This is a genomic window from Methanobacterium sp. CWC-01 (assembly GCF_030323845.1).
In the GTDB taxonomy this organism is placed as follows: domain Archaea; phylum Methanobacteriota; class Methanobacteria; order Methanobacteriales; family Methanobacteriaceae; genus Methanobacterium; species Methanobacterium aridiramus.
On record NZ_CP040735.1, the window covers coordinates 1080305 to 1098454 of the forward strand.

The 18150-nt window shown below is 42.7% G+C and carries 19 protein-coding genes, 1 tRNA gene and 1 other RNA gene; 8 read left to right on the forward strand and 13 right to left on the reverse strand.

Going from position 1 to position 18150, the window contains the following annotated elements; all coding sequences use genetic code 11:
• From FGU46_RS05770 to rnpB, 3 genes are all read left to right on the forward strand, one after another.
• The gene (locus FGU46_RS05770; protein WP_286472694.1) at window positions 1–570 is read left to right on the forward strand and encodes a hypothetical protein; all 570 of its coding nucleotides are present in this window, start codon (window positions 1–3) and stop codon (window positions 568–570) included.
• Window positions 571–831: 261 nt separating this feature from the next.
• Window positions 832–906: transfer RNA gene (locus FGU46_RS05775), tRNA-Met, on the forward strand.
• A gap of 23 nt (window positions 907–929) precedes the next feature.
• Window positions 930–1219: RNase P RNA component (gene rnpB, locus FGU46_RS05780), an RNA gene on the forward strand.
• 86 nt (window positions 1220–1305) lie between these two features.
• On the opposite strand, the gene FGU46_RS05785 is transcribed toward rnpB, so the two are convergent.
• From FGU46_RS05785 to FGU46_RS05805, 5 genes are all read right to left on the reverse strand, one after another.
• Window positions 1306–1788: a DUF308 domain-containing protein gene (locus FGU46_RS05785; protein ID WP_286472695.1), complete on the reverse strand. Its 483-nt coding sequence runs from the start codon at window positions 1786–1788 to the stop codon at window positions 1306–1308.
• A gap of 116 nt (window positions 1789–1904) precedes the next feature.
• Window positions 1905–2276: a carboxymuconolactone decarboxylase family protein gene (locus tag FGU46_RS05790; protein WP_286472702.1), complete on the reverse strand. Its 372-nt coding sequence runs from the start codon at window positions 2274–2276 to the stop codon at window positions 1905–1907.
• Window positions 2277–2420: 144 nt separating this feature from the next.
• On the reverse strand, window positions 2421–3575 hold the full coding sequence (dnaJ, locus tag FGU46_RS05795) for a molecular chaperone DnaJ (RefSeq protein WP_286472708.1): 1155 nt from the start codon (window positions 3573–3575) through the stop codon (window positions 2421–2423).
• A gap of 145 nt (window positions 3576–3720) precedes the next feature.
• Entirely contained in the window at window positions 3721–5580 is a 1860-nt protein-coding gene (dnaK, locus tag FGU46_RS05800; protein ID WP_286472710.1) for a molecular chaperone DnaK, read from the reverse strand.
• Window positions 5581–5582: 2 nt separating this feature from the next.
• Window positions 5583–6101, reverse strand: coding sequence for a nucleotide exchange factor GrpE (locus tag FGU46_RS05805; protein ID WP_286472720.1), 519 nt, complete (start codon window positions 6099–6101; stop codon window positions 5583–5585).
• Between the two features lie 154 nt (window positions 6102–6255).
• On the opposite strand from FGU46_RS05805, the gene FGU46_RS05810 reads away from it, so the two are divergent.
• Window positions 6256–6735, forward strand: a complete 480-nt coding sequence (locus tag FGU46_RS05810; RefSeq protein ID WP_286472722.1) for an ArsR/SmtB family transcription factor — start codon at window positions 6256–6258, stop codon at window positions 6733–6735.
• 26 nt (window positions 6736–6761) lie between these two features.
• Here FGU46_RS05810 and hypF read toward each other — a convergent pair whose 3' ends face one another.
• Window positions 6762–9059, reverse strand: a complete 2298-nt coding sequence (hypF, locus tag FGU46_RS05815; protein WP_286472724.1) for a carbamoyltransferase HypF — start codon at window positions 9057–9059, stop codon at window positions 6762–6764.
• A gap of 140 nt (window positions 9060–9199) precedes the next feature.
• Between hypF and larB the strand changes: the two genes are divergently transcribed.
• On the forward strand, window positions 9200–9979 hold the full coding sequence (gene larB, locus FGU46_RS05820) for a nickel pincer cofactor biosynthesis protein LarB (protein WP_286472729.1): 780 nt from the start codon (window positions 9200–9202) through the stop codon (window positions 9977–9979).
• Window positions 9980–10015: 36 nt separating this feature from the next.
• Here the strand turns inward: larB and FGU46_RS05825 are convergent, their stop codons facing one another.
• From FGU46_RS05825 to FGU46_RS05850, 6 genes are read right to left on the reverse strand one after another with little or no spacing between them, the layout of a single operon-like run.
• The gene (locus FGU46_RS05825) at window positions 10016–10723 is read right to left on the reverse strand and encodes a 4Fe-4S double cluster binding domain-containing protein (protein ID WP_286472730.1); all 708 of its coding nucleotides are present in this window, start codon (window positions 10721–10723) and stop codon (window positions 10016–10018) included.
• An 8-nt stretch (window positions 10724–10731) separates the two neighbouring features.
• Complete coding sequence (locus FGU46_RS05830; RefSeq protein ID WP_286472731.1) at window positions 10732–11424, reverse strand: class I SAM-dependent methyltransferase; 693 nt, start codon at window positions 11422–11424, stop codon at window positions 10732–10734.
• 9 nt (window positions 11425–11433) lie between these two features.
• Window positions 11434–11658 (reverse strand): GNAT family N-acetyltransferase, encoded by a 225-nt coding sequence (locus tag FGU46_RS05835; protein WP_286472732.1) that lies wholly within the window; start codon window positions 11656–11658, stop codon window positions 11434–11436.
• Window positions 11659–11663: 5 nt separating this feature from the next.
• Complete coding sequence (locus tag FGU46_RS05840; RefSeq protein WP_286472733.1) at window positions 11664–11915, reverse strand: hypothetical protein; 252 nt, start codon at window positions 11913–11915, stop codon at window positions 11664–11666.
• A gap of 14 nt (window positions 11916–11929) precedes the next feature.
• A complete protein-coding gene (locus tag FGU46_RS05845) occupies window positions 11930–12907 on the reverse strand; it encodes a prenyltransferase/squalene oxidase repeat-containing protein (RefSeq protein WP_286472734.1) in 978 nt (325 codons plus the stop codon).
• A 53-nt stretch (window positions 12908–12960) separates the two neighbouring features.
• The gene (locus tag FGU46_RS05850; protein WP_286472735.1) at window positions 12961–14766 is read right to left on the reverse strand and encodes a DNA-directed DNA polymerase; all 1806 of its coding nucleotides are present in this window, start codon (window positions 14764–14766) and stop codon (window positions 12961–12963) included.
• A gap of 173 nt (window positions 14767–14939) precedes the next feature.
• Here FGU46_RS05850 and FGU46_RS05855 point away from each other — a divergent pair, with 173 nt between their 5' ends.
• Window positions 14940–15521, forward strand: coding sequence for a GNAT family N-acetyltransferase (locus FGU46_RS05855; protein WP_286472736.1), 582 nt, complete (start codon window positions 14940–14942; stop codon window positions 15519–15521).
• Window positions 15522–15525: 4 nt separating this feature from the next.
• Here the strand turns inward: FGU46_RS05855 and FGU46_RS05860 are convergent, their stop codons facing one another.
• Window positions 15526–16140, reverse strand: coding sequence for a LysE family translocator (locus FGU46_RS05860; RefSeq protein ID WP_286472737.1), 615 nt, complete (start codon window positions 16138–16140; stop codon window positions 15526–15528).
• A 275-nt stretch (window positions 16141–16415) separates the two neighbouring features.
• On the opposite strand from FGU46_RS05860, the gene FGU46_RS05865 reads away from it, so the two are divergent.
• Both FGU46_RS05865 and FGU46_RS05870 read left to right on the forward strand, forming a co-directional pair.
• A complete protein-coding gene (locus tag FGU46_RS05865) occupies window positions 16416–17171 on the forward strand; it encodes a class I SAM-dependent methyltransferase (RefSeq protein ID WP_286472738.1) in 756 nt (251 codons plus the stop codon).
• 114 nt (window positions 17172–17285) lie between these two features.
• Window positions 17286–18119 carry an isocitrate lyase/PEP mutase family protein gene (locus tag FGU46_RS05870; protein WP_286478248.1) on the forward strand — a complete coding sequence of 278 codons (834 nt, stop codon included), beginning with the start codon at window positions 17286–17288 and terminating at the stop codon, window positions 18117–18119.
• The last annotated feature ends 31 nt before the right edge of the window (window positions 18120–18150 follow it).

Sequence of the window (18150 nt, forward strand, 5' to 3'; positions counted from 1 at the left end):
ATGACTGCATTGGAATTATTTGCCATTCTTGTGTTGGCAGGAGCTGTGATTGTCCTACTCTACTACTACCTTCGAGACCGTAGCATAAGTCTAGACACTATGCGAAGCGATGCTGCCAGCTTAGGTGAAACCGTACGCAGTGGAGCCAGTGATCTGGGGGGAAAAGTAGGTGGAGAAGGTTCCATGCAGGGAATGGGTGAAAAAATTAATGTCTCTGGCGTCAGCGAGAAGGTTTCCGGAGTGGGGGAAAAGATAAACGTTGCCGGAGTCAGCGAAAAAGTCTCAGGCGTGGGAAAAAGCCTAAAAGGCAGGGTCAAAGAAGTTCCCATAAGCACCGATGTCTTATCCGGAAAAATTGACCAGTTCCTGGATGAAAAAAGCGACCAACTAATCGCGGACTGGGAACTAGCCACAAAAAAGGATATAGGTGAACTGGAAAAGAAATTCGGCAAAGTAACAACAGATCTAAATGACCTAGAGAGACGTTTCAATGAATACCGAGGACATGCCAATAAAAAATTTGAACACATTGAAAAAAGACTAACGTCACTAGAAGGAAAAGAAGAATAAAATAATCTTTGAATACAGATATAAGACTATTAGGATAGATTTAGATTATTAGATATCGATTCAAAGATTTTATGAAATACCACTCAGAAATTAAAAAGAATTGATCAACGTCTGGATAAACTAAGAAATGCATGGATAAACCAAGACTTAAATCCTTTTTTTATTTCTTTTACAGTATTTATTGGTTATAAAATGGCTTTTTATTAGTTTTTATTCTTACAAGTAAACCTTTATATACTCTAAAATACAACAGAGAGGTACAGCGGGGTGGGGTAGTCTGGTGATCCCGCGGGGCTCATAACCCCGAGAGCCCTAGTTCAAATCTAGGCCCCGCTATTTACTTTTATTCCTCATTAATGGCAAGCCGAAGGGCAGCTACCGGTTTTTTGTAAACTGAGGAAACTCCACCCATCGTACAGACCGTGATGCCTTTAATAAGCATATGCTGAGAAGCATGACTCTGGAGCAGAAACGACACGTCTCCTGTTGAATGAACATGAAGCCAAGCGGATTGACAGCAGGAGGATCGGTGAAACGGCCATTCCACGGGATGCAAGGGCAAATACTGCTGATGAATCCTGTATGAGGCAGAGGTAGCCTGCAAAGATGAATGCTGCCATGAACAGAAGGTGGGTTACTCTCGGCATGCCATTAATTTAAAATTAATTCAATGGCTACGCGTTTCGAAGAACTTTTTTGTTTTTATAATTATTTCAAAATAAAAAAAGGTTTTTTTTAATAGTTTTTCTGGAATAATAGTAGGACCCCGGTTATAACCAGCCACAGACCAATTAGAATTCCTAATGTTTTTGGGTCCTTTATCAAATAGCCAAACAAAATGTAGATTAACCCAAGCATCAGGGCCACAATACCATTCCATCGGCTACCCCTAGGTTTACTGATCAATGCAGCAATACCTACAATTATCAGTATTAACCCTGCCAGATAGATGAACAAGCTGGCCACAAAGGTGAATAGTGAAGGATCGACTATGAAACCGACGCCCAGAATGAAGGCAATTACTCCCAATATAATTTCAATTATTCCCAGGGCTTTACTGGTTTTCATATCAACATAACCGGCTAAAATCAGGCCAATACCCAATACAATTACCCCAAGACCAGTTAAAATACTGAAGGGGAGCACTCCTAATAGGGGAAAGGCCAGGACGATTATACCCAAAATTATCAGCACAATGGCCATTCTGTTTTTTTCCATTTCTATACACTCCTTAATTAAAGCATCTTTAGGCTAGATTTATGTTAATGGTCATTATTACATTTTTGCTGATTAAGAATTCTAGAATAATTAAAAATAAGATTCAAAATAGAATATTAACTCCTAAAATCATCGTAAACCCTTAAACACTGGGATAATGCGGTGGTCTCAGCAATGGATGCGCCTATAATTATGGAAAGTAATAGCTGTTCATCGGTTGCACCCAACTGCCTGGCCACTTCCAAGTGGGTTCGCAGACAGTGAGCGGAACCAAGTCCAGAAGCAGCTCCGATACTAACAAACTCCTTGGTCAACGGATTCAGGGCATCATCAACCATAATGCTTTCCACTTTATCAAAAAAAGCCTTCAATGCCGGTGGATTTTCGGATAGGACTTCGAAAATTTTGGGAATAAATCCAAAGTAACCCTCTATTTTTTCCAGTATCTCTGGTACAGTACTATCAGAATTCCCTTGGTCAGTGTACATCTAATCACCTCAATTTAGCTACCATGGTGGCCCTTACATTAAATAATAATGTGCTATCCTGAAATAAATAGCTTGATCATTGGCAGCTATTTTCTATAGTGATTCCATTAATCTAATGAAAAGAAAAATCAGGAAACAATTTGTCTAATGGGTGATGGCATCCTTAACTTTGTCAAAGAAACCCTTCTCCTCGGTGTATATTTCATCTCCACTAATATTGGCAAACTTTTCCAGGAGTTCTCTCTGTTTGGGACTAATTCTCTTGGGTGTCACTATTTTGACTTTTACATAGAGGTTACCTTTCCCATTCCAGCGGAGATGAGGCATTCCCTCTCCTTTAACACGGAAAGATGTCCCAGTTTGGGTTCCAGCCGGGATTTTTAGATCCACTGCGCCATCTAGCGTGGGAATTTCAACTTTATCCCCAAGGGTAGCTTGAACAAAGCTTATTGGCTTTTCATAGTAAAGATTGGCTCCCTCCCGCTCGAAAAGATGGTGATGCTTTACAGCTATCATCACGTAAAGATCTCCAGGGGGGCCGCCACGTTTACCAACATCTCCCTGGCCAGATACCCTAAGGCGGGATCCATTCTCCACTCCCGGTGGTATTTTAATGTTAATGGTGGTTTTCTGTTTCACAATTCCCTTACCATGACACTCATGACAGGGACTGTCGATGATAGTTCCCTCTCCTCGGCAGGTGCTACATGGCCTTACCGAGGCAAACTGTCCCAGGGGGGTATTTTGAACATGACGGACTTGACCACTGCCTCCACAGGCTTCGCAAGTGTGACTGTCGGTACCGGGTTCTGCCCGGGATCCTTGACAGCGGGGGCAGATCTGTTTATGGGGCACTTCAATGTCCCTTTCAATTCCTGTGGCTGCTTCCTCCAGCGTTATCCTCAAGTCGTAGACCACATCAGCCCCACGTTGCGGGCCATTCCTTCGACCTCCGCCAAAACCGAAAAGGTCGAATATAGTTTCGAAGCCACCCCCTCCACTTCCTCCAAATCCGAATCCGCGGAAGATGTCTTCGAAGTTTATGTTGTTGAAGATGTCCTCCTGGCTGAAGCCACCCATACCGGCATGTCCGAATTGATCGTAAGTACCCCTTTTTTCCTCATCGGATAATACCGCATAGGCTTCGCTGATTTCTTTAAACTTTTCAGCTGCTCCCGGATCATCGCTTACATCTGGATGGTATTCCATTGCCAATTTCCTGTAAGCCTTCTTTATATCCTTCTTGGTAGCTTCACGGTCCACTCCAAGGACCTCGTAATAATCCCGCTTATCTGCCATGTATAATCTTCCTGAATAATATTAAAATCAACTTAAAGTAAACAAAATCTTTCTTTAGAAATTTCCTTTACAGATGGATGGTTTGTAAGAGGATGTAATAAAAATTTTGGGAAAAAATGTAAAAATAGAGGATATAATAATGCCTCTATTTTTTCTCATATTCGGCGTCTACAGCGTCTTCATCTTCTGGGCCGTGACTTCCTGTTCCTTCTCCCTGTTTTTGCTGTTGTTGGGCTTGTGCTTGTTGGGCTTGCTGGTAAATGGCTGCCCCAACTTCCTGGACCACCTTGGTGAGTTCCTCGGTCTTGGTCTTGATGGCTTCCAAGTCATCCCCGGCAACCAGTTCCTGAAGTTCCTTAACCAGTTCTTCGATCTTGGTTTTCTGGTCAGCCTGCACTTTATCCCCCAGTTCTTCCAGGGTTTTCTCAGAGGTGTAGATCATACTGTCGGCATCGTTACGTATTTGAACTTCTTCCTGCCGTTTTTTATCTTCCTCGGCGTGCATCTCCGCTTCTTTTACTTTCTGATCAATTTCATCCTCGGAAAGCTTGTTAGGAGCAGTGATGGTAATGGCCTGTTCCTTGCCGGTACCCATGTCCTTGGCCGACACGTTCATAATACCATTGGCATCGATGTCGAAGGTGACCTCGATTTGTGGGATTCCCCGGGGTGCAGGTGGTATTCCCACCAGCTGGAACCTTCCCAAGGTCGTGTTTCCGCTGGCAACTGGGCGTTCCCCCTGCAAGACATGAATATCAACTGAAGTTTGGTTATCTGCGGCGGTACTGAATATTTGGCTCTTCTTAGTTGGTATGGTGGTATTACGCTCAATTAACTTGGTGAAAACTCCGCCCAGAGTTTCTATACCCAGTGATAAGGGAGTAACATCTAGTAAGACCAGATCCTTAATTTCTCCAGCCAGTACACCTCCCTGGATGGCCGCCCCTACAGCCACACATTCCATGGGATCTATTCCCCTTTCAACAGGCTTACCAATGTAATCCTCTACGAATTTCTGGACGATGGGCATCCGGGTAGGTCCTCCCACCAGGATAATCTTGTCTATGTCGTTTTTGTTCATTTTAGCATCTTTAATGGCCTGTTCCATTGGCGCCGCACATCTTTTGATGATGGGGTCCACCAGTTCCTCTACTTTAGCCCGGCTCAGGGTGTGGGTAAGGTGTTTAGGTCCATCCTGGGTGGCGGTGATGAAGGGGAGGTTAATATCCGTTTTGAGGGTGGTTGATAGCTCAATTTTGGCCTTTTCTGCTGCTTCTTTTAACCTTTGCACGGCCTGATCATCATTAAGAAGGTTCACACCGGTTTCTTTTTGGAACTCCTCGGCTAGGTAGTTCATGAGGGTGTTGTCCATGTCGGTACCACCTAACTTGGTGTCCCCACTGGTGGATCGAACCTCAAACACTCCTCCTCCAAACTCCATGATAGTCACGTCCAGGGTACCTCCACCGAAGTCGAATACCAGAATTTCCATTTCATCTTCACTGGCTTTATCGATACCATAGGCCAGACTGGCGGCGGTGGGTTCGTTTACTAACCGGACCACATCCAATCCAGCAATAGTACCGGCATCCTTGGTTGCCGTTCTCTGGTTATCGTCGAAGTAGGCTGGCACAGTGATAACTGCCTTTTTCACTTCCTCACCCAGGAAAGCTTCCGCATCTTTTTTTATCTTCTGCAGGATAAAAGCAGATATTTCCTGGGGAGTGTACTGTTTCCCAGCCACATCAACCTTGTAGTTAGTTCCCATCTGCCTTTTAATGGCGGTAATAGTTTTTTCAGGATTGGTAACTGCCTGTCTACGGGCTGGTTCTCCCACCAGCCTTTGCCCATCATCAGTAAAGGCCACGTAGCTGGGGAAAGACTTTCCATACTGGGTGGCTCCTTCGGCACTGGGGATGATGGTTGGTTTCCCGGCAACTAGCACCGCAGCGGCTGAGTTACTTGTTCCTAGATCTATACCAATTATTTTCTCAGTTTTAGCCATAATTAATCACCTTTTTTGCAAACTTTAACTTTTGAGTATTTAATTACCTTAGAATTAAGCGTATATCCTTTTGAGAGTTCTTGAATGATACAACCATTGTCATACTCCTCATGGGCCTCTGCCATCAGGGCTTCATGTTTGTAAGGGTCAAATTTCTCCCCTTCCGCAGGAATCTCTTCCAGCCCCTCGCTTTCTAAGACGCCACGAAGTTTCTGGTAGATAAGTTCCACACCTTCACGGAGGTCTTCGGACTTGTCTGCCTGGAGGGCCCTGTGCAGGTCCTCATAGGTTTCCAGAATTTTTATGATTATATCCTGGTTGGCCCGTTCCACATGTTCCTTCATGCGTTTTTCGGTGTGTTTTCTGTAATTTTCCAAATCGGCTTGCATTCTTAGAAGCTGGTCCTGACATTCATCAATACGCTGTTCATTCTCCTGAATTATTTCAATTTTTTCCTGGATTTGATTCTTCAGATCGTCCAGATCATCCCTTTGATTCTTTAAATGTTGATCTTCGCTCATTGCTTCACCTTTTATGGAGATGGGTAAGAACAATAACCTTTAACTATTATAGTTACCAAAGGTTATATAAACCTTTCTCTATTATAGTAACTCAAAGTTAATAAAATTGATTCGATGAAAAACATCAATTAGGATGTTAGGTAAGTGGTTTTAAATGGATTTAGAACTTTTGTTAGATGTTATGGGCTGCAAAACCCGGAGAAACATATTAGATCTTCTCAGGGATGAGCCCCGCTTCGTTAGTCAGATTTCAAAGGAACTGGAGGTTGGTCAGAAGGCCATAATAGAACATTTAAGGGCTATGGAAGAAGCTGGTCTTTTAAGTTCATTTTTCCAGAAAATAGAACGTGGAAGGCCGCGAAAATACTACGATATCTCCCAGGACGTGGAATTTCAGATATTTATAAGTCAGGGCACCATCCGCATTAAAGTCCCTGGCCATGAATTCCAGGAACTGCAGATGCTGGAAGAGCGATCCTTGCGGGGTGAGGACGTTTCCGATGATCTTAAAAACCTGATAAAAAATTATGACCTGGCCAAAAAACATGCCGAGGACCTCTTAATAGATTTAGAAAAAAGAAAGAGAGCATTAGAAATACGATCCATGAATCTGCCGGTTAAATACACGCCCTAAGTCTACTCCCTAATCATTAAACCCTATCATTTAAGGCCCTTCATTGCTGCCACTACAGCCTGACCCAGGGAAACCGATCCATCCCCAGCGCAGCTATTTTTGTGCTGGATGAAATGATAGCCGGCAGATTCGATCTCCTTTTTGATGGTCATGCTGATGGCTTCATTATAGAAAACTCCCCCGGAGCCACCTATTACGTTCACTCCACTTTTATCCGCACTTTTTATTGCAACCTTAGCCAGACCACTGGCCACTGCTCTTTGGGCAGAACAGGCGATATCGGGAGTTTTCTCTCCTTCTAGCTTATGTTCTAGGACAGACATCAAAATGGAGGAAGTATCCAGAATATTCATACCGCTGCTTTTTTTGATTTTTAGCGGTATATCCAGTTGAGAACTGCCTTTAAATGCTACAGACTCCAGTTTCATGGCACATTCTCCCTCATAGGTTCTTTCCCCGCATATCTGGAGGGCAGCCGATATGGCATCCAGTACCCGGCCGGTGCTGGTGGTGGTGGTTATGTTAAAATCACGTTCCAGTTGACGAGCTACTACCTCCACTTCCCGTTCTCCATGTTGGAAATAATGGATATAATCTCTTTTCATGAGTTCTGTAAGCTCTTCCGGGGAATATTCATTGAAGACCATGGCCATCAACATTCTGGATGGATATCTAGTGGTTAAATCACCACTTGGCATTTTTTGGGGCATTAAACTACCCATACGTTGATATGCTTTTCCCTGCCAATGAAGGATCTCCCCTCCCCACGCACCGCCATCATCACCATAACCCACGCCATCGGCAGCGATACATATCATCTCATCCACACCATGATCTACACCTAGGGCCGCGGCATGGGCATGATGATGCTGCACCTTAACCACCGGGCACTCGAAACGTTCTCCAAATTCATGGGCCAGATTAGTGGTAAAAAACATGGGATGAAGATCACAGGCCACTAAATCGACTTCATCCGTTCTGGTTATCTCCATCATATAATTTATGGCCTTCTGGAGGTACCGGAAGGTGTCATATTTAGTGGTGTCCCCAATATGCTGGGAAACGTAGCAGCGACCCTCTTTTAGAAGGGAAAAGGTGACGTCAATCTCTGGTCCCAGAGCCAGAATATTTAAATCATGGTTTAAAGAGGATAAATCGTAAGGTTCAGGCACATAACCTCGGGACCTCCTGATAAAGGCCATTTCCCCTCCTCTAAATCTAACCACAGAATCATCGCACCGGTTTAAGATCTCACGGTCATGCAGGAGGAAATAATCCGCAATTCCCTCCAGTTTCTCCACAATCTCCTGGTTGTCGATCAGCATGGGCTCCCCAGGCATGTTGGCTGAGGTCATAATGTAAGCTGGTTCATCAGTGTACTTGAAAAGTAGGTGATGTAAACCCGAGTAAGGGAGCATTATACCTAGATTATGAAGTACTGGAGAAACCAGAGGGGATAAAAAATAATCTTTGTTTTTTTTCAAAATTACAATGGGCCTACTTTGGGATAGGAGTGTTTTTTCTTCAAAATCAGCCACCTCGGCGAAGCTACGGATGGTTTCCACATCAGGGGACATGCAGGCGAAGGGCTGGTTGAACCGGCCTAATCTTCCCCGCATCTTGGCCACTGGAAGATCATCGGTGGTCATAGCCACCAGGTGAGTGCCTCCAATACCCTTAATGGCCAATATATGTCCATCATCCAACAGTCCAACCGCATCTTTGATGGGATTTTCAGATTCTAAATCGTGAAGGAATACTTGGGGGCCGCACACCGGACAGCAGGTTGCTTCAGCATGGTAACGACGATCCTCCACATCTCGATATTCTTCCAGGCAATCAGGACAAAGAGGAAACTTATCCATGGAGGTACGTTCCCTATCGTAGGGCACCGAATTTATGACCGTAAAACGGGGGCCGCAATCGGTGCAGGCGGTAAAGGGATACTCGTAGCGTCTATCTTTCTTTTTTAAAATCTCTTCCAGACAGCTATCACACACCGCCAAATCAGGGGGAATTACTGAAGAACCCGAGAAATCAGCGGAACTTTCCAGTATCTGGAAGTCTTCATATACTGGGATACTGTCAGCATTTGTCCATTCTAGTTCCAGAGAATTTATCTTGGATATGGGGGGTTTTTTCCTTTTTATATCTTCACAAAAATTATTTATATCCTGCTCTTCCCCTTCGGCAATGATCTCCACTATGTTTCCTAAGTTACGGACGTATCCGTTGATCTGGTTATTTTTTGCCAGGCGATAAATGTTAGGACGAAATCCAACTCCCTGAACAATACCCTGGACCAATATTCTGGCTTTTGGCATGAATAACTCCAGTTTAATAACTTTAAATAGGTTTTAATCGCTAAAATAAGTCTAAATATAAATATTCATCATTCAACTTACCTTAAGAATTGTTTTTAAACCTCCAACTTTATATATATGGTGTGGGCTACGGTGAAATTATGAGAGATGTACTTCAACAGGTTTTAGTCGGGGAAATTTCCCTGGAAGAAGCTGAAAAAAAGCTTAAAGCCATGCAAATTAAGGAACTGGGAGATTTTGCCAAGTTAGATGCGACCCGGGATATGCGCACCGGGTTTCCAGAAGCAGTATACGCCGAAGGAAAGAAAGAAGAAGAACTAATAAAGATTATTAAATCCTGCACGAAGAATGGTCGATTATTGGTAACTAGACTTGGATCGGAACGTTTTGAGTCCATAAAATCTCATCTAGATGAATTGTTATCACATTCAGGTCTCAAAATTAAATACAACTCCCGAGCCAGAGTATTGATAGTAAAGGGTCAGGAAACAATGGATCAGGAAAACGAAAAAATTGGAAAGATCGGCATAATCACTGCTGGCACATCAGACATACCTGTGGCTGAAGAAGCACGCTTGGTGGCTGAAGAAGCTGGTTGTCAGGTATTAAGCTCATACGATGTGGGAGTGGCCGGCATACATCGATTATTTTCACAGATAGCTAAAATGATAGATAGTGGGGTAAAGGCCATTATAGTGGTGGCCGGGATGGAAGGAGCTCTTCCTTCTGTGGTGGCTGGCCTAGTGGATGTTCCGGTAATCGGGGTTCCAACATCAGTAGGATATGGGGTGGGTGAAGGAGGTTTTGCAGCTTTAAACGCCATGCTGCAGTCCTGCGCTCCAGGAATAGCTGTGGTGAATATTGATAATGGATTTGGGGCCGCTGTTTTCGCAGCCACCATGCTCCGATCTTCTTTATAATAATATAATGCTTAATAGACTTAATCCAATTAGTTATTATTTATTTAAACCCTTCTGGGGGCAGGCATATATGCATAAGCCACAAGTAGCCAGACCAGTAGCCTTTTCAAGATTATTTAAATATTTTTCACACTTAGCGGCATCGTATCTTACTTCTCGTACATCCTCTAATTTGAAGGGCACCCCTGTGAATGCACCCACTGGACAAGCCTCCACACATTCAGTACAGCTTCCACAGGAATCTTTAACCAGTTCTTGATTAGGAATTAGGGGAGCGTTGGTTAGCACCGTAACCCATCTGACCCGGGGACCAGCCTCAGGAGTTATCAGCAGGCAATTTTTTCCAACCCAGCCTAAACCGGCCAGGTTAGCAGCCAGTTTATGTGAGAAAATAGCACAGATCCGCTGATCATCATACCTCTGTGACGCCGGGATTGGATAGGCCTTATAACCTTCCCTTTGCAGCCTACTGGCTACTTTAGCAGCTAAAAGGTCTAAACGGAGATTGGTAACATCGTAGTGATGCCGGTAGCTAACCGCCACGCCCTGGTCAGACCCTTTTGGTAACTGGTCTATTATGGTGTCGAAAAGTGTTATTCCAATGCTGATAGCCCGGGGGTAGGAGGCAACCCCTTCTCCACCCTGTTCCAGGATGGTCTCATGAGCCTGGTTGAGGTCTGCTACTCCAAAAAAATCCGCACCCTCATCTCTAACTAAATCATTCAAAACATAGTCTAATGTCATAAAATCCCCTACTTCTTTCCATAAATGATGCAAAAGTTGTAGTATTTGTAGAAAACATCCACGTCTCTATAACCAATATTTATTAGCCATTTTAGGTTTTCTCTTAAAGTGGCAGGATTATCTAGTTGCATACGGTCCAATATAATCTTTTTTTCGGCTTTTGAAAGTGATCCCACCTCTATATTTTCCAACCAGTTCCTCTGATATTCCTTTTCACTGGCCGGGTTGGGTCCCAGTACCTGATCAGCGTTTAGGAATATACCCTCCGGATTCAGGAGATCGTAGATTTTCTGGTACAAAATCTGCTTATCCTGATGTTTCAGGTGATGAATGGAGAGAGATGAAACGATCAGGTCGAATGACTCATCGAAGTCATGTTCCGTATAATCGGCCACAACATAACTGAAATGGTGGATCTTTTTAAATCTACCCTTAGCGATCTTAAGCATCTCTTCGGAGATATCTAACAGGGTGAAATGGCCCTGAGGATATCTATCATAAATATAAGCGGTTAAAAGCCCAGTTCCAGCACCCAAATCCAGTATTCGGGGTCTTTGAGTGTTGGTGCTGGCCAGATCTGCTAATATATGGTATAAATCATCCAGACGGGGGATAATATATTTCCTCTGCCGATCGTACTCCTCGGCTCCCTGGCCAAATTTTTCCCTTAAAATTTCATGTCGATTGTTCTCCTTCACCATGATCCACCTTTAGATATAATCATCGCTATTATAACTGGTCATTTGTTCCAGGACCACCCTTCGTAGCCTAAATCCGTAGCGCCGGTAAAATAACAGGGCATCCTGGTTACCTGTGGTTACCAAAATTTTTTTTGCTTTCGCGCCTTTTTCATCCATCCACTCCAGGGAACGTTTCATGAGCTGGTCCCCAATGCCCTGGGAGCGGTATCCTCCTCTCACATAAATAGAGTCCACTTCTACTATTTTCGGAGTTTATGGTGCTCACACAGTAGGCAACCTTGACTATTATTCGGATCTCGAGCCAGGTCCAACCGGAGGTTGCCTCCCTCCGACTTTTCCAGGAGGAATTCTTTACGCTCCTGGAAGGTTAGTTGTTCCATCTGGCCATTAAAATCAGAGATGCTACCAACGTGTAATCTGAGTAACTTCCATAACTCCTGGATCATATCCAGGCCCTCAATTCCAACCTCATGGTATCTGATCTGAGTCATTGTAAATCTTTAAGTCAATCTTGCTCATAAAATCTCTTGAACACCCTACCGACCGCCAGAACGATCCAGTATTTCAAGTCTTTATCACGGGTCATTAGAAGTTTTAAGTTGAAAAGTCCATCTGGCCTTTGTTTCTGGCGTAAAAAGTCCAGACCCTCCCGTACTTGGGGATCCTTCCTGGAAAATCCCATTAATGAAAGTGAATCTAAGGCAGTTAACACATTGGTGAACCAGAAGGGAAATGAAACACTCTCCCAGTACTTTTTATCTTTCCTATCAGTATATTTGTCTGGTTGGAAGAATCGGCTGGCCACTAACTTCCCTGCTTTCTGAGCTTCCTTTGATTGGCGGGTTTGGGGGTGAGCGGCGAAGGCCCGGAGCACCATACCAGTAACTAAATGGGAAAATGGTTTGGAACTGTCTGTTTGTAAAGGTTCAGGTATGTTATAAAAATCTTTATATCTTTTATTCCGGGTTCTAAAGGGAATGGCCCATCCACCATCATCCTGACGCTGTGAAAGAAGCCAATTAATTCCTTTTTCTATTCGGGGGTCATCCGCATATCCTGCTTTGATAAGTAACTCCATTATGGCTGGTGAATAAGTGGTGGCGTATTGGTTGCCATAAATTCCCCGAAAGTCTCCCTCCTCGGTTTGGCAATTAAAAAGATATTGAGCGGTCTTCTCTATTAAGGGATGTTCACAGTTAAGACCATATTTCTCCACTAGTTCTCCTAACATGCGGAATGTTTCCAACTGGTTATAATCCTGATTGGCATGTGTTTCACGTATTTTGCCAGGGTATCTCCAAAAACCTTCTTCTTGCTGTCTTTTAAATATTTTTTGAATTGGATTAAGATCCCATAATATTTCCACCGGTTTCACATTTTCCTCTAACAGTTCCCGGCGAGTGAAATATTCTATGGATGGATTACCACATGATAATAGAGTTTCACTGGGATCTACTTTCAGTCCATCTATCCCTGCCTTCATATTCACCTCTATAGATGGAATCTAGACCTTGAATCTAGATTTCTAACTCTAGTCTATGCTGAATCTTCTTGGGAGGTACTATGACCTTCATAAACCGCATAAAAACCATCGGTATCAGCATATATTGACTTAAAACCGAATTCTTCAGCCTTTTTCATGGTATTTTTTATATAATCCCGTCCCCAGGCAGTAATGGCATCAGCACATTCTAGACTGTACCACCTGAATCTGGAAAACCCATAAACCCCGTACATGGAGTTGGCCAAACGCTTAAGTGCTTCTTGCTGCACATTAAGGAGTTGAATTTCCCTTTCATCTGTAGCCTGGTGCATCATGGTCTTCAAACGCACCCTTTCACTTAAAACATTTCCAATCACCGATGGAACAAATCCTCGTGGTTCTTTTAAAAACAGATAACCTGCTTCGGGGGACACGTGACAGGCTCCTTCTACGCAGTCTCCCACCAGAGTGTCCAGGGATACGTTCTTGGATATGATGATGCTGGGGTAGAGACTTCTGAAATCAAAATAAACAATGTTTTCATGAAGTCCTTTCTCAGGGTCCTTAACGTAGCCACCTGCAGCTCTCTTACCTCTCCGATCTGAATGTTCGGCTGAGGATGGTTTGTTTGGAACTAATTCTCCCACTTCGAAGGCTTTTCGGATCAGATACCACTCCACTAGCTGGCCGGTGGCCATACGGGCCACATCGAAAAATGGCTGGCCCACGATCCGGGTGAGTTCCATAGTTAAGGGTAGCATCTTCTCTCCAATCTTGGTGACTGCCTCAGCATCATCCAAAGAATACTTGAAGAGTGAATCCAGTTGTAAACCGCCATTATCCCAGTAATCGCAGATTTCATTTCCGGGTATGTCTTCTTTGTCCTCACCAAAAAGCTCCCAATAAACCCGTTCTAGTGTGTAACGATCCATGGACAAGTAGCGACGCACCACCAGGTAAAGATCTACGTGCACTCTGCCTTTTACCAGAGCCGCATTGGTAAAACCTCTCCTCATAAATTTAAGTGAGGAGCCATCCGTGCCCAGGTCCACTGAAATCCCCAATTTTTTGGCCCGTTCATTAATATAGTTAAAATCGAAGTTGTCTGAATTGTAACCCAGGATGATGTTGGGGTTCTCCTTTTTAACGGTGCTCATAAATTCTTCTAATATTTCTTCTTCCGTGGCCACGGTTTTAACAAAATAAAAATCACATTCTGCTGTGGAAATCACTTTTCTTAAGCCTTCATTGCTGGAAAGGCTTATCATTATTATAGGGTCTTCCTCTGCCCGGGGCATACCCTTAGGGTTGTATGTTTCTATATCAAAACTTAAAATTTTTAGTTCAGGGAAATCGGACTCCAGAAGAACAGGTTCACCAGTTATCTCCAGAATGTGGGTGTCTTCGGATAGGCATCCCCGATACTCACGGGAAGAAATGAAATTACCATGGATTTGCACCTTCCCCATGGGAAAAAGCCCCTTATCGATTAGATATCTACGGTAGAATGGTAAATCATATTCCCGGATATCATCCACACTATCCAAGTTAGCAATTTCATCTCTTAAACGGGGCACATCTTGAGGATGCTTAAAAAAGACCTTTAAAACATTCACGGGTCTGCCGAGATCCTTTCGTCCCACCTTTTCTACCCGGACCACATTAAACTCTGCCAGTTCTTCACGACATTTTTCTAGATGGTTCGGTATTACATAAATGTAGGGCTGGAAGTCCCGGTCTAGCGCAATGATAGATTTAGGCCCTTTTTCAGTCATAAAGGTACCAAATAACCGTATTACTGGCATATCCTCTTCGGTAACGTAGTCAATGTCCAGTAAGACCATGGTTGCAGTTTCCATACACTCCTAGTTTATATGAACGTTGGTATAATATTTTGTTCAGATCATACTAATTATTCAAAGTTGCCGTACCTTGCAAGTGTAAAAGTTAGTGACTAATATCAATATTCCTGATCAAAACGAGTTCTCCCAAAATGCAGTTCGAAAAATTAGATTTACAGAAGCATAACCCGTTGAAGGTTGCTGAGTTGATTTACGAAGCTGATGCCGATACTTTTAATTTTTTCTATAAGAATAAGGAAAAAAGTGCCGGGGTAATAGAAAAATTGGTACTTGCCGATGTTAATAACCTGAACCATCAGCATATATATGTAGTATCCGATGATGAGAATCATGTGTTGGGTTTAGCAGTCATACACCATGGAAAAAGGCCGTTTTTCCTTGACGAGTTGAAATCTTTTTTCAAAAACCTGGACGTGGCAGACGCTTTGAAGTACACCCTGATTTCTATTCTGGATAAGATGTTTCTTTCAGATCTAGAAGACCAGGACAGTTATCTGGCCATATTGGCTGTGGATGAATCATTCCGGAGTAGGGGAATCGGATCTTTCATTCTGAAAAAAGCAGTTAAATTGATGAGAGGGCAGGGAAGTAAAAGAGCAGTTCTGGATGTTGATATAGAGAACACCGGTGCTTTGCGATTGTATGAAAAAGTTGGCTTTAAAATATTCAAAAAGAAGAGTTTATCCTTTTTTAAATGGGAGAAAGGGGTTTATAATATGGAATATGCGCTCATGACAGACATCAATGAGTAGAAAATTAACTTATAATCAACGGAATGCCTTGCTTAATGAAATAAATTGCAAAAATTACTAAAATCAGGCCGATAACTCGCATGGTATAGATATAACTCTTTCCCGTAAGAAAATCGCGTGATTTCCCTATTGCATAGGCTAAAAATATTTTGGCGCCGATTAAAAGTCCATAAAAACCAATAATAAATAGAATAGCTGAAAAAGGACTTTCTACACTACCATGGATCAATAAAGGTCCACCAATAGTTATCCAGAATAAATAGGGCGATGGATTTAGAAGATTAACCGTAACTCCTTTTTTTAGGGATTGGGGATTTTCTGGAATAACATCCTTAACAATACCTTTTGTTTTAAAGCTTTCGTAAGCCAGATAACCTAGATATATACCACCGATAATTGAAATAAATCCTAAAATGGGGGTGTATTTGGAAATCATCGATAGAAATGTCAATGATAATATAATGATGGGCATATCCGAAATTACGGGTGCCAAGGCAACCTTTATTCCCTCCAGATAGCCATGTTTTATTGTTTGGGAGATTACTAGTACCAGGAGGGGGCCGGGGGATAAACCAGAATAGAGGCCTAGTGTAATTCCTGCGATTAAGGATTCCATCATTTGAAGATTTCCTTTAAAATTGGATAATGATTATTTTGCACTGATATTAAATCTCATCGGACTCTTTTGATGGAATTTACCATCTGAATTAGTCATATACATCGAGGGGCACTGGAAGGAAATATGTTTTTCCTATTTTGAAGTCAACAATAAAATGTTACATTCGGATAAGTTGACCTCTATCTTTTACTGGCAGGGTATTATCAGTCTCTCTTGACTACTAGAATTTTAAAGTGAAGATATAAGATTATATCAATGATCATTAGGGTGTTATAATGAAAAAATGGTATGAAGAGCTATTTTACAATTACGCTGAAAAATATGATAATGAAGTATTCACACAGGGAACCATAGGGGAAGTTGATTTCATAGAATCAGAAATAAATCATGATAAGGGCTGTAAAATACTGGATGTAGGGTGTGGAACTGGACGGCATGCAGTTGAACTTGCAAGACGTGGTTATTCAGTCACTGGGGCAGATTTATCAGAAAACATGCTGGATAAGGCCCGAAAAAAGGCTGCTGAAGCCGGAGTGAAAATAGATTTTATAAAAGCTGATGCCAGAAACCTCCCCTTCCAGGATGAGTTTGATCTGGTTATTATGATCTGTGAGGGTGCATTTCCCCTCATGGAATCTGACCAGATGAACTTCCAGATATTAGAAAGTGCAGCCCGATCAATAAATGTAAAGGGGAAATTGATCTTCACCACCCTTAACGGGTTGTATCCTTTGTTCCATTCAGTTAAGGATTTCATAAACACCCACTCTAACTATTCTGCCAACCTTGATAATACCTTTGACCTTATGGCTTTTAGGGATAAATATCAGCTGGAAATAGAAGATGATGATGGGAATGAAATGACATTGAACTGTAATGAACGATATTATGTTCCTTCAGAGATTACATGGCTTCTTGAATCTCTTGGATTTGATAGAATTGATATTTGTGGATGTAAACTGGGGGAATTCAGCCGAACTGATCCTCTTACCACTGAAGATTATGAGATGCTGGTAATAGCTGAGTATTAATTCTATAATCTTTCTGGTGATGGATACTTAATCACGTCTACACTATTTAGACCATAGCAATAGGCCAAAAATTTAAACCCAATTTCCTCTTAGAAATAATGGGAGGATTTTAATATTAAAAGTAAAAGTCTCCGTAAACTCCTATCCCTTGAGCAGCCTCTGGTGATGCCGGATGCTTACGATCCCATAAGCGCCCTTATGATCCAGAAAGCAGGTTTCAAAGCAGTGCAGTGTTCTGGTTACAGTTTTTCTGTCGCGGCAAGTTATTCCCGTGAGTCAGACGTTTCTCTGGAAGAAAACCTGGAAATAACCCGCAGAATCGTTGAAGCCGTGGATGTTCCGGTAATGGCGGATGCAGAAGATGGTTATGGGGGTCCTGAAGCGGTAATTGAAACCGTCAGCAGATTCATTGAGATTGGTGTGGCAGGGATGAACCTGGAGGATCAGGTCCTGGGCACTGGCGGTCTCCTGCAGATCATCAGTGAAGATCTGATGGGTGAAAAGATCATGGTGGCCCGGGAAACGGCCGAAATTGAAGGAAACCCTGCATTAGTGATTAATGGGCGTACAGATGCTTTAAAATCTTTGAATAATCGGGAAGATGCCATGAATCTGTCCATAGAACGTGCCAACCAGTATCTTGATGATGGAGCGGATCTGGTGTTTATAACCTATGTGGAGACTTTGGATGAAGTTGAAACCATCATAAAAGAAGTTAAAGGCCCAGTTAGTATAGCTGCTGGCATGCCTTACAATATTAAAAACTTCTCCATTGCTGATCTTGATCGGCTAGGAGTGGCACGGGTTAGCATACCAACCCTGCTGATTTATTCCAGCTTAAAGGCCTTAAAAGGATCTTTAGAATATCTGAAAAAAGATAAATTGATGGATCTGATGGAAGAAAGCTGCTTAATCTCCAGTGAGGATTTAAACGACATACTATCATGAATCTAATTTTATATTCCAAAATGGAGGAGGT